A 14,690-nucleotide genomic window follows, 5' to 3' on the forward strand; every position below is an offset into this window, starting at 1 on the left:
GGCTTCGAGCATTTACTGGGTCACAGGATTCGGCTTGTTCTGGTCGATGCCGTACTTCTGGATCGCCTGGCCAACCAGGGCGCGGTCGATCTTGCCTTCGTCGGCCAGTGCGCGCAGCGATGCCACGGTGATGTAGTAGCGGTTCACCTCGAAGAACTCGCGCAGCTTGACGCGCGAATCCGAACGGCCGAAGCCGTCGGTGCCCAGCACCTTGTAGGTGCGGCCCTTCGGCATGAAGCCGCGGATCTGCTCGGCGAACATGCGCATGTAGTCGGTGGTTGCGACGATCGGACCGGCGGTGTTCTGCATCAGCGAGGTCACGTAGGGCACGCGCTGCTCGGCATCCGGGTTGACCATGTTCCAGCGCTCGGCGTCCTGGCCGTCACGCGCCAGCAGCGTGAGCGACGGCGCCGACCACACGTCCGCATCGACGCCCCAGTCGTTCTTCAGCAGTTCTGCCGCGAAGATCGACTCGCGCAGGATGGTGCCGCAGCCGATCAGCTGGACGCGCTTGGCGTCGTCCTTGCTGCCCTGGATCGGGGCGCCTTCCTGCAGCAGGTACATGCCCTTCAGGATGCCCTCTTCCTGGCCCGGCTTCAGGCCCGGATGCGCGTAGTTCTCGTTCATGATGGTGATGTAATAGAACACGTCTTCCTGTTCTTGCACCATCCGGCGCAGGCCGTCCTGGATGATCACCGCCACTTCATGGCCGAAGGTCGGGTCGTACGGAATGCAGTTCGGGACCGTGGCCGCGATGATGTGGCTGTGGCCGTCCTCGTGCTGCAGGCCTTCGCCGTTCAGCGTGGTGCGGCCGGCGGTGCCGCCCATCAGGAAGCCGCGCGCACGGATGTCGCCTGCCAGCCAGACCAGGTCGCCCACACGCTGCATCCCGAACATCGAGTAGAAGGTGTAGAACGGGATCATGGTGCGGTTGTTCGACGAGTACGAGGTCGCCGCGGCGATCCACGAGCTCATGCCGCCCGCTTCGTTGATACCCTCTTGCAGGATTTGGCCGGCCTTGTCTTCGCGGTAGTACATCACCTGGTCGCGGTCGACCGGCTCATACAGCTGGCCCTGCTGGTTGAAGATACCGATCTGGCGGAACAGGCCTTCCATACCGAAGGTACGCGACTCGTCGACCAGGATCGGGACGATGCGCTGGCCGATGCTCGGGTCTTTCAGCAGGCTGGTGATCACGCGCACATACGATTGCGTGGTCGAGATCTCGCGGCCTTCCGCGGTCGGTTCCAGCACCGACTTGAAGGTCTCCAATGCCGGCACCACCAGGTTTTCGTCGGCCTTGGCGCGGCGCTGCGGCAGGTAGCCGCCGAGGGCCTTGCGGCGCTCGTGCAGGTACTGCATCTCGGGCGAATCGTCGGAGGGCTTGAAGAACGGGATCTCGGACAGCTTGTCGTCCGGGATAGGAATGTTGAAGCGGTCGCGCATCTCGCGGATCGCGGCGTCGTCCAGCTTCTTGGTCTGGTGCGCGGTGTTGCGCGCCTCGCCCGACTTGCCCATGCCGAAGCCCTTGACGGTCTTCACCAGCAGCACGGTCGGGGTGCCCTTGTTCTCCTGGGCGTTCTTGAACGCGGCGTAGATCTTGTGCGGATCGTGGCCGCCGCGGGTCAGGCGCCAGATGTCGTCGTCGCTCATGTTGGCGACCATCTTGAGCAGCTCCGGATGCTTGCCGAAGAAGTGCTTGCGCACGTAGGCGCCGTCCTTGGCCTTGTAGTTCTGGTATTCGCCGTCGACGGTTTCCATCATCACGCGCTGCAGGATGCCGTCCTTGTCTTTAGAGAGGAGCGCATCCCACTGCGAGCCCCAGATGACCTTGACGACGTTCCAGCCGGCGCCGCGGAAGTCCGCTTCCAGCTCTTGAATGATCTTGCCGTTGCCGCGCACCGGACCGTCCAGGCGCTGCAGGTTGCAGTTGACGACCATGACCAGGTTGTCGAGACGCTCGCGCGCGGCCATGCCGATCGCGCCCATCGATTCCGGCTCGTCCATCTCGCCGTCGCCGCAGAATACCCAGACCTTGCGGTTCTCGGTGTTGGCGATGCCGCGTGCGTGCAAATACTTCAGGAAGCGCGCCTGGTAGATCGCCATCAGCGGGCCCAGGCCCATCGAGACGGTCGGGAACTGCCAGAAGTCCGGCATCAGTTTCGGGTGCGGGTAGGACGACAGGCCCTTGCCGTCGACTTCGCGGCGGAAGTTCAGCAGCTGCTCTTCGGAGATACGGCCTTCGAGGTAGGCGCGCGCGTAGATGCCGGGCGAGGAGTGGCCCTGGATGTACAGCAGGTCGCCGCCATGCTCTTCGGTCGGAGCGTGCCAGAAGTGGTTGAAGCCGATGCCCAGCATGTTGGCCAGCGAGGCGAACGAGGAGATGTGGCCGCCCAGGTCGCCGTCGGCGCGGTTGGCCTTGACCACCATCGCCATCGCGTTCCAGCGCATCCACGAGCGCAGACGCTCTTCGTATTCGAGGTTGCCCGGGCAGTTCACGTTCAGGTGGGCCGGGATGGTGTTCACGTAGGCGGTATTGCTCGAGAACGGGATATGGGCGCCGCGGCGACGCGCCAGGTCGACCATGCGCTCCATCAGGTAGTGGGCGCGCTCGGTGCCTTCATGTTCGATCACCGCCTCCAGCGCATCCAGCCATTCCTGGGTTTCGAGGGTGTCCGGGTCGTTGGCAGCTTGTGCCGTCAACTGGTCGAGTTGAGCTGACATTAATGCGTCTCCTAAGAATTTGCGCCCCACCCGATCCCAATCACGGCTGGCGGCGATGGTGAATTTTCAAATGTCGGGAAATAAACCGTTCGATTCTATCAGTAGCGTTTGGCTTTTTCAAATTGCGATATGTCATTCCACATAATGAAATTCGATGCTGCGATCGCACATTTTTCACTCTGGAGCGGATTGGCAATCGTATAACGAAGCCGGCGGCGCACGCTCCCACCTTTGGCACAGGCGGCTATAAATATGACCATGCTTCGCCCCGCGCGGCGCGCGATAGTGGATGAAGACCTTATAATTTCATTTTTGCCTAGTCGTGAGCCCAAACATGCCAGCCCAGAACATCGACGGAGTCCTCCTTTCCCAACAACTGCGCGGCGAAATCGCCCAGCGCGCAGCAAAACTCACCGCCGCCGGCAAGCAGCCGGGCCTGGCCGTGATTCTGGTCGGCGAGGACCCGGCGAGCCACGTCTACGTGCGCAACAAGGTCAAAGCCTGCGGCGACGTGGGCTTTCATTCGGTGCTGGAAAAGTACGACGCCGACCTGTCCGAAGCCGCCCTGCTCGACCGTATCGCCGCCCTGAACGCCGACCCGGCGATCCACGGCATCCTGGTGCAGATGCCCCTGCCCAAACACATCGACCCGAGCAAGGTGATCGAAGCGATCGCCACCAGCAAGGACGTGGATGGCTACTCGGTGCTGTCGGCCGGCGAACTGGTCGCCAACCTGCCGGGCTTCCGTCCCTGCACCCCCTACGGCTGCATGAAGCTGATCGAAACCACCGGCATCGACCTGCGCGGCAAGCACGCGGTCGTGATCGGCCGCTCGAACACGGTCGGCAAACCGATGGCCCTGCTGCTCTTGCAAGCCAACGCCACCGTCACCATCTGCCATAGCGCGACGCCGGACCTGGGCCTGTACACCCGCCAGGCCGACGTCGTGGTGGCTGCCGTCGGCCGCCGCAATACTCTCACGGCAGACATGGTGAAGCCGGGCGCGGTCGTGATCGACGTCGGCATGAACCGCGACGACGCGGGCAAGCTGTGCGGCGACGTGGATTACGCCGGTGTACGCGAAGTCGCCTCGCATATCACCCCGGTGCCGGGCGGCGTCGGCCCGATGACGATCACCATGCTGTTGATGAACACCGTGGAGTCCGCAGAACGCGTGCACTCCAGCAGCCAGAACTGCCCCAGCCAGGCAACGGGAATGGAACCGAAGCCGGGCGTGGCCTGAACCTTTTAAAGGAACACCATGACCATCGACACCAGCAATCCCCTCCTCGATTTCTCGGGCCTGACCCGGTTCGACCTGGTCAAGCCGGAGCACGTGACGCCGGCCATCGAACAGCTGATCAAGGGGGCGGCCGACGTCGTCGCCCAACTGGAAGCACCGTCGGATAACGTCACCTGGGACAGCTTCGTGATCCCGCTCGAGGAAGCTACCGAGCGCCTGGGCCGCGCCTGGGGCGTGGTCAACCACCTGAACCACGTGGCGGACACGCCCGAGCTGCGCGCTACCTATAACGAGAACCAGCCGAAGGTGACCGAGTTCTGGACCTCTCTGGGCCAGAACGAGGCCCTGTTCGCCAAGTACAAACAGCTGCGCGCCGGCAGCGAATACGAGAGCCTTTCCCCGGCGCGCAAGCGCATCGTCGAGAACGCGCTGCGCGACTTCCGCCTGGGCGGCGCCGAGCTGCCGGAGGATAAGAAGGAACGCTTCGCCGAGATCCAGGAACAGCAGGCCGCGACCTCGACGCGCTTCTCGCAGAACGTGCTGGACGCCACCAACGACTACAAGCTGCTGGTCGAGAACGAAGCCGAACTGTCGGGCATCCCGGACGACGTGAAGGCCGCGGCCCGCGCCAGCGCCGAGCAGGAAGGCAAGGCCGGCTGGCAGTTCACCCTGCACTTCCCGTCCTACTATCCGGTGCTGCAGTTCTGCGACAACCGCTCCCTGCGCGAAACCATCTACCGCGCGAGCAGCACCAAGGCCTCGGACACCGGCACCATGTTCAGCAAGGCCGCCGAGTGGGACAACACCGCCAACATCGTCAAGCTCCTGCAACTGCGCCATGAAGAAGCCCAGCTGCTGGAATACGCCAACTTCGCCGAAGTCTCCCTGGTGCCGAAGATGGCGGAAAGCCCGCAGCACGTGGTCGAGTTCCTCGAGGACCTCGCCAAGCGCGCCCGCCCGTTTGCCGAGAAGGACCTGGAAGAGCTGCGCGCCTTTGCACGCGACGAACTGGGCATCGCTGACCTGCAGTCCTGGGACGTGGCCTACGCCTCGGAAAAGCTGCGTGAGCAGCGCTACGCCTTCTCCGAGAAGGAAGTGAAGGAATACTTCCCTGAGCCGAAGGTCGTCGAAGGCCTGTTCACCGTCATCCAGGACCTGTTCGGGGTGCGTGTCAAGCAGGACGTGGCGCCCGTGTGGCACCCGGATGTGCGCTTCTTCCGCATCGAGCGCGATGGTCAACTCATCGGCCAGTTCTACCTCGATCTGTATGCGCGCGCCGGCAAGAACCAGGGCGCGTGGATGGACGATGCGCGCGGCCGCCGCGTCACCATTGGCGGCATCGTGCAGACCCCGATTGCCTACCTGACCTGCAACTTCACCCCGCCGGCAACCGTCGATGGCAAGCTGCAGCCGTCCCTGTTCACGCACGACGAAGTCATCACCCTGTTCCACGAGTTCGGCCACGGCCTGCACCACATGCTGACCGAAGTCGAGGAGCTGTCGGTGTCGGGCATCTCGGGCGTCGAGTGGGATGCGGTGGAGCTGCCCTCGCAGTTCATGGAAAACTTCTGCTGGGAGTGGGACAAGCTGCAGCAGATGACCGCGCACGTGAAGACGGGCGAGCCGCTGCCGCGCGCGCTGTACGACAAGATGCTGGCGGCGAAGAATTTCCAGTCCGGGATGATGACGCTGCGCCAGGTCGAGTTCTCGCTGATCGACATGCACCTGCACTACGACTTCGACCCGAAAGCCGATCGCACGGTGCAGGAGCTGATCGACGACATCCGCAAGCAGTTCGCGGTGATGATCCCGCCGGGCTTCAACCGCTTCCAGCATTCCTTCGGCCACATCTTCTCGGGCGGTTACGCGGCCGGCTACTACAGCTACAAGTGGGCCGAGGTGCTGTCCGCCGACGCCTATGCGGCCTTCGAAGAAGCACTGGAGTCGGGCCAGCTGCAGGAAACCGGCAAGCGCTTCCAGCAGGAGATCCTGGCGGTGGGCGGCTCGCGTCCGGCGCTGGAATCGTTCAGGGCCTTCCGCGGCCGCGAGCCCTCGATCGACGCGCTGCTGCGCCACAGCGGCATGATCCAGGGCGGCGCGCAGAACAACGCCCGCGCCTGATGTTCCCAAGGGGCGGCCTGGCGCCGCCCCGTTTTACAATAGCACCATGACCCGCATCGACTTCCACACCAACATCCCCGACAAGCTGGCCTATGCCTGCCGCCTCGCCCGCAAGGCCTACGCATCGAAGGCCAAGGTCGTGGTGCTGGCCGAAGACGCCGCGCAGGCCGAAGCGCTGAACACCGCGCTGTGGACGGTCTCGGATACCGACTTCATTCCCCACGTGCTGGCAGATGACCCATTGGCGGATCAAACGCCGGTCATCGTCACCTTTGATGAGGCCCTGCCATTGCCGCATCACGAGATGCTGGTCAACCTCACCCGCCGCACGCCCGCTAGACTGGAGCAGTTCGCGCGCGTGTTCGAGATCATCTCGGTCGACGAAGACGACGCCGCCGCCGGGCGCCAGCGCTACGTCGCGTACAAGAAGCAGAACTATCCCCTGACCCACTTCGTCGCAGGACAGTCATGAGCCAAACGCCAGCCTTCGATCCGAGCATTCCTGTCCTCACCGAGGTCGTCACCGAGCCGCTCGCGCCGACACCGGCTCCGAGCCAGGAGCCCGTGGCCGAACAGCTGGAACGCCGCGCCACCGAACGCTGGACCGGCGAGGAATGGAGCGTGCTGGAACGCCGCGTCACCGAGCGCGTGCTGCAGCAATTGCAGGGCCGCGTCGACTTCGCGATCGAGCAGCGCGTGCGCGACGCCATGGCCGACGCCATGCAGCGCACCCTGGAAAGCTTCACCGCCGACCTGCGCGAAGGCCTGAACCAGGCCCTGGGCGAGATCGTCAGCAACGCCGTCGCCAAAGAGATCGCTCACCTGCAAACGCTCGGCAAATAATCGTTTGCCCCGGGATCGGATCCCGTCCATCCCACGTACGACACGGCGCGCGGGCATCGGCTAAGATTGCTGCCTCAGCAATCATCCGGCAGCTCCAGTGAACCGAAAGATCCTCATCGCCGCGCTCGCGGGCGCGGGCGTCGCCATTGCCGGCGCCGTCCTCTATTTCACCGACACCATCGAACGCCAGCCGGGCGCGCTGGCAGTGTTCACGCCGAAGGCGGCCAAGACGGTGCCGTTCTGGCCCGCGCGCGTGACCACGCTGGCCGGCGACGGCATCCCGGGTGCGGTGGACGGCCCGGCCGCCTCGAGCCGCTTCGACGACCCGTTCGGCGTGGCGCTCGACGCCAAAGGCAAGGTCTACGTCGCCGATGCCGGCGACACCAACCGCATCCGCAGCATCGCGCCGGATGGCACGGTGAGCACTTTTGCCGGCAGCAAGGAGGGCTTCCAGGACGGTGTCGGCACGGCGGCCGCGTTCCACACCCCGTCGGCGCTGGCTTTCGACCACGAGGGCAACCTGTTCGTGGCCGATACCGGCAACCATGCGATCCGCAAGATCACGAAGGATGGCGCCGTCACGACCATCGCCGGCGACGGCACGCCGGGAGACACGGACGGCATCGGACGCGCGGCGCGGTTCCACGGCCCGGTCGGCATCGCTGTGGACGACACCGGCGTCGTCTACGTGGCCGACACCTACAACGACCGCATCCGCCGCATCGGCCGCGACGGCAGCGTCACCACCATCGCCGGTGGCGCCAAGCCGGGCAACGCCGACAGCGTGGGTGCGGCGGCGAGTTTCGATACCCCGAGCGCGCTCGCGGTGACCACCAACGGCACGCTCTACGTGGCCGACACCGGCAACAACGCGATCCGCCGCATCGGCACCGACGGCACGGTCACCACCATCGCCGCACCCGCCGAGGGCGAGCGCCGCGCCCCGCTGCGGCGCCCGGTCGGCCTGGCCCTGACCCGTGACGGCTACCTCTATATTGCCGCCAGCGCGGGCGGGCGCATCCTGCAGCTCACGCCGGAGGGTGAGGTGCGTCCCCTGCCGGACGCCGACGTGCCGGCGTCGACCGACGGCTTCGGCCCCGACGGCACCGTGCAGCTCTACGGTCCGCGCGGCATCGCGGTCGAGCGCGACGGCAGCCTGGTGGTGGCCGACGCCCAGGCCCACCGCCTGCACCGCCTGTCCAGCCCGCGCGCCAACGAAGCGGCGCCGGCGCGCCCGCAGCCGGTCGCCGTCGCCCGCAAGGAGCCGATGCCCTGGCCGGTCGGACCGCAGGACAGCGTGCACGAGGTGGTCGGCGTGATGGGCGAAGTGCGCGGCAGCTACAGCGGCGAGAGCCGTGACCACTTCCACGCCGGCCTCGACGTGCGCGCCGACGTCGGCTCGAAGGTGCTGGCCGTGTTCCCCTCGAAGATCTCGGACCCCTACGCCAACTGGGGCTTCGATTCGCTCAGCGAGGGCATCAGCCTGGGGCCGCTCTCCTATATCCACATGCGGGTCGGCCGCGACACCCGCGGCAAGCCGCTCGACCCGCGCTTCGTGGTGCTCACGGGCGAGCGCGGCAAGGCCGAGCGCGTGCGCGTGCCGCGCGGCACCCGCTTCGCCGTCGGCGACCCGCTCGGCACCATCAATGCGATGGCCCACGTGCACCTCGACTACTACCAGGGCGGCGCGGTGGTCAATCCGCTCAGCCTGCCCTTCGTGGGCTTCATCGATACCGTGGCGCCGCGCATCAACAGCATCGCCCTGTTCGACAGCACGGGCAAGCGCCTGCGTCCGCCTACGGGCACCCGCAAGCGTCCGGCACTGGACAAGCGCCTGCGCGTGCCGCGTTCGCTGGGTGAGGTGAACATCGTGGTCGACGCCTATGACCAGGTGGACGGCAACCTGGCGCGCCGGCGCCTTGGCCTGTACAAGCTCGGCTACCAGCTGCTGCGCGCCGACGGCACGCCCGTGGCCGGCTACGAGCGGCCGCTCATCACGCAGGTCTACGACCGGCTGCCACGCAACCCGGACGCAGTGAAGGCCGTCTATGCGCCCAACAGCGGCATTACCGTGTACGGCAGCCAGGCCACCCGCTTCGCCTACGCGCTCCACAGCCGCCTGCAGGATGGCGAGGTGCAGACGGGCAGCTGGCAGCTCGGCGGCGTGGCGCCGGGTGAGTACATCCTGCGCATCTACGCGGCCGACTACGCCGGCGAGGTGGCGCTCGAAGGACGCGACCTGTCGCTTGTCATCGAGTGAGCCTACAATGAAGTTCGGATAACCGCGGAACATCCGTACCGCGGCGGCATCTGTGCAAGACGAAACTTGTAACAGGAGCTCATCATGGACCGAAATGACGTACTCATCGCCGGTGCAGGCCCGACCGGCATGGTGCTGGCGCTGGCGCTGGCAAAGCAGGGCACCCGGGTCTGCATCGTCGACAAGGCCGACGGGCCGGGCACCACCTCGCGCGCGATGGCGGTGCAGGCGCGCACGCTGGAGCTGTACCGCCCGCTCGGGCTGGCGGACGAAGTCGCCGGGGCCGGCCGGCCGAACCCCTGCATCAACCTGTGGGTGCGGGGCAAGCGCCGCGCCAAACTGTCGCTGCGCGACGCCGGCGCGCGCCTGACGCCCTACCCCTACGTGCTGATCTATCCGCAGGACGCGCACGAGCAGCTGCTCGAGCGCCACCTCGAGGCTGCCGGCGTGCGCATCCTGCGCCGCACCGAACTGGCCGGCTTCGACGAAACCGCGGACGGCATTTCAGTCCAGCTGCGCCACGCCGACGGCGACAAGCAGCTGGTCGAAGCGCGCTACCTGTGCGGCTGTGACGGCGCGCGTTCCTTCGTGCGGCGCCAGCTCGGCACCGGCTTTGCCGGCGGCACCTACGACCACATCTTCTACGTCGCCGACGTGCAGTCGCGCGGCCAAGCCGCCAACGGCGAAATCCACCTGTCGCTCGAGACCTCGGACTTCGTGATCTTCCTCGGTTACGACGATGCCGGGCGCGGGCGCCTGGTCGGCACCATCCGCGACGAGCGCGACGAAGCGAGCATCCTCAGCTTCGACGACGTCAGCCACCGCGCCATGGCCAGCCTGGGCCTCGAAGTCGAGCAGGTGCACTGGTTCTCGACCTACCGCGTACACCACCGCGTCACCGACCACTACCGCAAGGGGCGCGCTTTCCTGCTGGGCGACGCGGCCCACGTGCACAGCCCGGCCGGCGGCCAGGGCATGAACACCGGAATCGGCGACGCCATCAACCTGGCGTGGAAGCTGGCCGCCGTGGTGCGCGGCGAGGCCCGCGACAGCCTGCTCGACACCTACGAGAAGGAGCGGATCGCCTTTGCCCGCAAGCTGGTCGACACCACCGACCGCCTGTTCAGCTTTGTCACGGCGGAGAGCAGTGTCGCCGACTTCGTGCGCACGCGCATCGCGCCGACCTTCGCCAGCGCCGCCTATGGCATCGGGCCGGTGCGCGAGTCGATCTTCCGGATCCTGTCGCAGACCACCATCAACTACCACGACAGCCCGCTGTCGAGCGGCGTGGCCGGCCGCGTGCATGGCGGCGACCGCCTGCCCTGGGTCGCGGCCGGCGACGACGGCCAGGACAACTACGCGCCGCCGGCGCGCATCGACTGGCAGGTGCACGTCTACGGCCAGGCCTACCCCGACCTGCGCGCCTGGTGCGACCGCCACGGCATGATCCTGCGCGAGTTCGACTGGCGCCAGGAACACGAAGAGGCCGGCTTTGCGCGCAACGCCGGCTACCTGCTGCGGCCGGACGGCTACGTGGCCCTGTGCGATCCGGGCGCCTCGGCGCAGGCGCTGGAAGACTATTTCTGCGACCTCGACTACGGGCGCTACCGTGTATGCATGCCTAGACCGGCTGTTCTATGATTTACGCATAAGTGCTCAGGGCTCCTGCGAAACTTATAGACACATATGTCTAGATAATCTATTGTCGAGGCATTCCTCATTGACCACGGAGTGCCTCGCATGCTGAAACGATTCGCCGCCGCCCTGCTGCTGGCCGCCACTGCCTTGCCAGGCATGGCGGCCGACCTGCCCAACCATCCCTTCATCCACGTGAGCGCGACCGCCGACCAGTACATCATGCCCGACGTCGGCGAGATCGATATCGACATCGTATCGCTCGAACCCGATGCCGACGCCGCCTGGAAGATCGTCAACGACAGGCTCGAGGCCAGCCGCGCGCTGTTCGCCCAGCACGGCATCGCGGCGGAAGACGTCTTCGTGCAGGACATCGTGCGCCGTCCGCGCAAGGTCGACATCCTGCCCGAAGGCCAGCCGATGCCGATGGAGACGCGGGTCTCGATGCACGTGACCGTGCGCGACCTGGGCCAGTGGACGCCCGTGATGCGCGCCCTGATCGTGATGAAGGACATCGAATCGCTGGCCGTCACCTACAACCGCAGCGACCGCGAGAAGATCGAATCCGACCTGCTCCAGCAGGCGCTCGTGTCGGCCAAACTCAAGGCACAGGAGATCGCGCGCGGCGTCGGCGCCAGGCTGGGGCCGGCGACCGGCGTATCGATCGCGCCGCTCAAGAACCTGTCGAACGCGATGGGCATGGCCAGCGATTCGAACGCCCGCGGTGGCGGCGGCCGCCGCGTGCCGCCGAAGACGGACATGGCGCTGGTGCAGGCGATGCGGCTGGCCCAGACGGCTGACGTGATCTACCGGATCGGCGGGAAATAAGCACCTCCTTGCGGCAGCCGCCATGCCACGCCGGTGCTTTGCGCACTGGACTGGTGCGGCGGCGCAAATGCTCGCAATAATTGCTTTTCGGCTGTAAAAAACTGATGTACCTTGTGCTGTGGAACGCGTCTTTACAAGGAGATTCCACATGCGCCTCGGTATCGGACTCATCGCATTCGCCTGCACGCTGGCTGCCGCCGGCGCCCACGCCCAGCAGGTCGTCAAAATCGGCCACGTGGGCCCGGTCTCCGGCCCCAACGCCCACCTCGGCAAGGACAACGAGAACGCCGCCCGCATGGCGATCGACGAACTCAACGCCAGGGGCTTCACCCTGAATGGCCAGAAGGTGAAACTGCAGCTGCTGGCCGAGGATGACGGCAGCGACCCCAAACAGGGAACGGCGGTGGCCCAGAAGCTGGTCGACGCGCGGGTCAACGGCATCGTCGGCCACCTGAACTCGGGCACCACGGTGCCGGCCTCGAAGATCTACCATGACGCCGGGCTGGTGCAGATCTCCCCCGCCACCACGGCCACCCAGTACACCAGGCAGAAGTTCCCGGGCGCCTTCCGGGTGGTCGCCAACGACGCCAAGCTGGGCGGGACGCTGGGCAGGTACGCGGTCGAGACCCTGAAGGCCAAGAACATCGCCATCATCGACGACCGCACTACCTACGGCCAGGGCGTGGCCCAGGAATTCGCCAAAGGCGTGAAGGGACCGGGGGTGCGCGTGGTGGCCAAGGAGTTCACCACGGCGACCGCCACCGACTACACCGCCATCCTCACCAAGATCCGCGGCGCCAAACCCGACCTGGTCTTCTTCGGCGGCATGGATTCGGTGGCCGGCCCCATGCTCAAGCAGATGAAGACCCTCGGCATCACCGCGAAGTTCATGGGCGGCGACGGCATCTGCACCGAAGCGCTGGGACGGCTGGCGGGCGATGCGGTGGGCGAAAACAAGGTGGTCTGCGCCGAGGCCGGCGGCGTCAAGGGTGCCCAGGAGGGGGTGATGGCGGACTTCCGTACGCGCTTCAAACAGAAGACCGGCGCCGAGGTGCAGCTGTATGCGCCCTATGTCTACGATTCGGTGATGGTGATGGCGGCGGCGATGCAGAACGCGAAGTCGGCCGACCCGGCCCGGTACCTGCCGGAGCTGAAGCGCATCAAGTACGAGGGCGTGACCGGGACCATCCAGTTCGACCCCTCGGGCGACATCCAGAACGGCGCGCTGACCCTGTTCACCTACAAGGGCGGCAAGCGCTCGCGGATCGACGTGATCCGCTGATGCACCAAAAAACAAAAAGCGCGCTCTGCTCACGCAGGCGCGCTTGATTTATGCCGGGCGAGGATTACTTCTGCGCCAGCACCCATTTCACCAGGCTGCGGGCTTCGGCCTCGCTCACCTGCGGGTTGGCCGGCATCGGCACCGGGCCCCAGGTACCCGCGCCGCCCTTCAGCACTTTCTGCACCAGCTTGTCCTCGGCGCCCTTCTGGCCCTCGTACTTGGCGGCCACATCCTTGTAGGACGGGCCCACCAGTTTGTTGCCGACCGCGTGGCAAGCCATGCAATTCTTGGCCTTCGCCAGGTCGGCCTGGGCCAACGCGCCGCTGGACGCGAAGGCCGACATCACCACACACAACAACAACGAGCGTTTCATTTGTTTCTCCAGGTTTATGACGACTGCATTCTACCGTGGATTTCCCGGCGCTTCATAAGGGGATACACCCTGTTACGCCGGTAACACCACTGCATTGTTGGCGAATCTTCACAAACTGCGATATTTTTCCACGCGGAAATAAATTCATGCGTAATATGCACGGGATAAGGAGCTATCCCATGCCGCTGATCCTCTTGATCGCCGCCCTGAGCGGCCTGCGCCTGTTCGAGGTCTGGCGCTTTGCCGAGCTGTCCTGGTGGGCCATCATCGGCCTGATGGTGTTCGCCTTCATCTGGTTCGAATTCATCGAAAAAGTCCTCGGGCTCGACAAGAAGAAGGAACACAATGTGCTGAACAAGCGCCGCGAAGAACGCGTCCAGAAAGCCTTCGACAAGCGCCGCAAGACCTGACAGCGCACACCGCGCGCCCTGTGATGTGATATGTTTAACATATCACTGAGCATTTTCCATACACGGCGCGTATCAATGAATCTCGAACTCCGCCAGCTTCGGCACTTCGTTACAGTGGCCGAAGAACTCCATTTCGGGCGTGCGGCCGAACGCCTGCACATGACGCAGCCGCCGCTGTCGCAAAGCATCGCCGGGCTCGAAGAGCTGCTCGGCGCGCCGCTGTTCCTGCGCAACCGGCGCCAGGTAGCGCTCACCGCCGCCGGCAGCGCCCTGCTGCCTGAAGCGCGCCGCATCCTGCTGGAGGCCGGCGCCCTGCCCGAGCTGGTGCGCCGCGTCGCTGCCGGCGAAGCGGGTCGCCTCACCCTCGCTTTCGTCTCCACGGCCGACTACAGCGTGCTGCCTTCGATCCTGCAGCGCTACCGCGCCGCCTTCCCCGAGGTGCGCCTGGTGCTGCGCGAAGCCACTTCCGACGTGCAGGCCGAGGAACTGCTGCAGGGCCGCGTCGACGCCGGCTTCGTGATCCCGCCGCTTCCCGGTGCGCTCGATACGACGCTCGGCTACCGCAAGGTGCTCGCAGAGCCGCTGATCCTGTGCGCCCCCGCCGGGCTGGACGCGCTGCGCGGCAAGGGCCCGGTGCGGCTGCGCGACCTGCCGCCGCTGCCGCTGGTGATCTTCCCGCGCGCGGCGGCCCCGGCCCTGCACGACGCCATCCTCGCCACCTTCCGCGCCGCCGGCATCACGCCCGTCATCGGGCAGGAAGCGCTGCAGATGCAGACCATCGTCAGCCTGGTCTCCGGCGGCATGGGATTGGCACTTGTGCCACAATCCGTGTCGAACCTGATGCGCGCCGGCGTCGAGTACCGCGCCCTGCATGAGCCCACGCCGCTCACCGAGCTGGGGCTGGCCTGGCGCCGCGACAATGCCTCGCCCGTGCTCAGGAGCTTCCTGGATTTCATCGAGAGAGAATAACA

12 protein-coding genes are annotated in these 14,690 nt (G+C 65.9%); 10 read left to right on the plus strand and 2 right to left on the minus strand.

Annotation, left to right across the window (positions count from 1 at the left end):
- Positions 1-12 precede the first annotated feature (12 nt).
- Positions 13-2,724 (minus strand): pyruvate dehydrogenase (acetyl-transferring), homodimeric type, encoded by a 2,712-nt coding sequence (gene aceE, locus LK542_RS16280; protein ID WP_227812681.1) that lies wholly within the window; start codon positions 2,722-2,724, stop codon positions 13-15.
- 334 nt (positions 2,725-3,058) lie between these two features.
- On the opposite strand from aceE, the gene folD reads away from it, so the two are divergent.
- The 8 genes from folD (at position 3,059) to LK542_RS16320 (ending at position 12,936) form a co-directional block, all read left to right on the plus strand.
- The gene (folD, locus tag LK542_RS16285) at positions 3,059-3,967 is read left to right on the plus strand and encodes a bifunctional methylenetetrahydrofolate dehydrogenase/methenyltetrahydrofolate cyclohydrolase FolD (RefSeq protein WP_227799504.1); all 909 of its coding nucleotides are present in this window, start codon (positions 3,059-3,061) and stop codon (positions 3,965-3,967) included.
- 18 nt (positions 3,968-3,985) lie between these two features.
- Complete coding sequence (locus tag LK542_RS16290) at positions 3,986-6,088, plus strand: M3 family metallopeptidase (RefSeq protein ID WP_227812682.1); 2,103 nt, start codon at positions 3,986-3,988, stop codon at positions 6,086-6,088.
- 46 nt (positions 6,089-6,134) lie between these two features.
- The gene (locus LK542_RS16295; protein ID WP_227812683.1) at positions 6,135-6,560 is read left to right on the plus strand and encodes a DNA polymerase III subunit chi; all 426 of its coding nucleotides are present in this window, start codon (positions 6,135-6,137) and stop codon (positions 6,558-6,560) included.
- Positions 6,557-6,931: a hypothetical protein gene (locus tag LK542_RS16300; RefSeq protein ID WP_227812684.1), complete on the plus strand. Its 375-nt coding sequence runs from the start codon at positions 6,557-6,559 to the stop codon at positions 6,929-6,931. Before LK542_RS16295 ends, LK542_RS16300 begins: the two co-directional genes overlap by 4 nt.
- A 97-nt stretch (positions 6,932-7,028) precedes the next feature.
- Positions 7,029-9,191, plus strand: coding sequence for a gluconolaconase (locus LK542_RS16305; RefSeq protein WP_227812685.1), 2,163 nt, complete (start codon positions 7,029-7,031; stop codon positions 9,189-9,191).
- A gap of 84 nt (positions 9,192-9,275) precedes the next feature.
- Positions 9,276-10,832, plus strand: a complete 1,557-nt coding sequence (locus LK542_RS16310; protein ID WP_227812686.1) for an FAD-dependent oxidoreductase — start codon at positions 9,276-9,278, stop codon at positions 10,830-10,832.
- Positions 10,833-10,931: 99 nt separating this feature from the next.
- Positions 10,932-11,654: an SIMPL domain-containing protein gene (locus LK542_RS16315; protein WP_227812687.1), complete on the plus strand. Its 723-nt coding sequence runs from the start codon at positions 10,932-10,934 to the stop codon at positions 11,652-11,654.
- 148 nt (positions 11,655-11,802) lie between these two features.
- Positions 11,803-12,936 carry a branched-chain amino acid ABC transporter substrate-binding protein gene (locus LK542_RS16320; protein ID WP_227812688.1) on the plus strand — a complete coding sequence of 378 codons (1,134 nt, stop codon included), beginning with the start codon at positions 11,803-11,805 and terminating at the stop codon, positions 12,934-12,936.
- A 64-nt stretch (positions 12,937-13,000) separates the two neighbouring features.
- Here the strand turns inward: LK542_RS16320 and LK542_RS16325 are convergent, their stop codons facing one another.
- Positions 13,001-13,309 carry a c-type cytochrome gene (locus LK542_RS16325; protein WP_227799512.1) on the minus strand — a complete coding sequence of 103 codons (309 nt, stop codon included), beginning with the start codon at positions 13,307-13,309 and terminating at the stop codon, positions 13,001-13,003.
- Positions 13,310-13,488: 179 nt separating this feature from the next.
- Here LK542_RS16325 and LK542_RS16330 point away from each other — a divergent pair, with 179 nt between their 5' ends.
- On the plus strand, positions 13,489-13,719 hold the full coding sequence (locus LK542_RS16330; protein ID WP_227799513.1) for a TIGR04438 family Trp-rich protein: 231 nt from the start codon (positions 13,489-13,491) through the stop codon (positions 13,717-13,719).
- Between the two features lie 75 nt (positions 13,720-13,794).
- Positions 13,795-14,688: a LysR family transcriptional regulator gene (locus LK542_RS16335; RefSeq protein WP_227812689.1), complete on the plus strand. Its 894-nt coding sequence runs from the start codon at positions 13,795-13,797 to the stop codon at positions 14,686-14,688.
- Positions 14,689-14,690: the final 2 nt, after the last annotated feature.

This window comes from Massilia sp. IC2-477, from assembly GCF_020707265.1.
Taxonomy (GTDB): domain Bacteria; phylum Pseudomonadota; class Gammaproteobacteria; order Burkholderiales; family Burkholderiaceae_D; genus Telluria.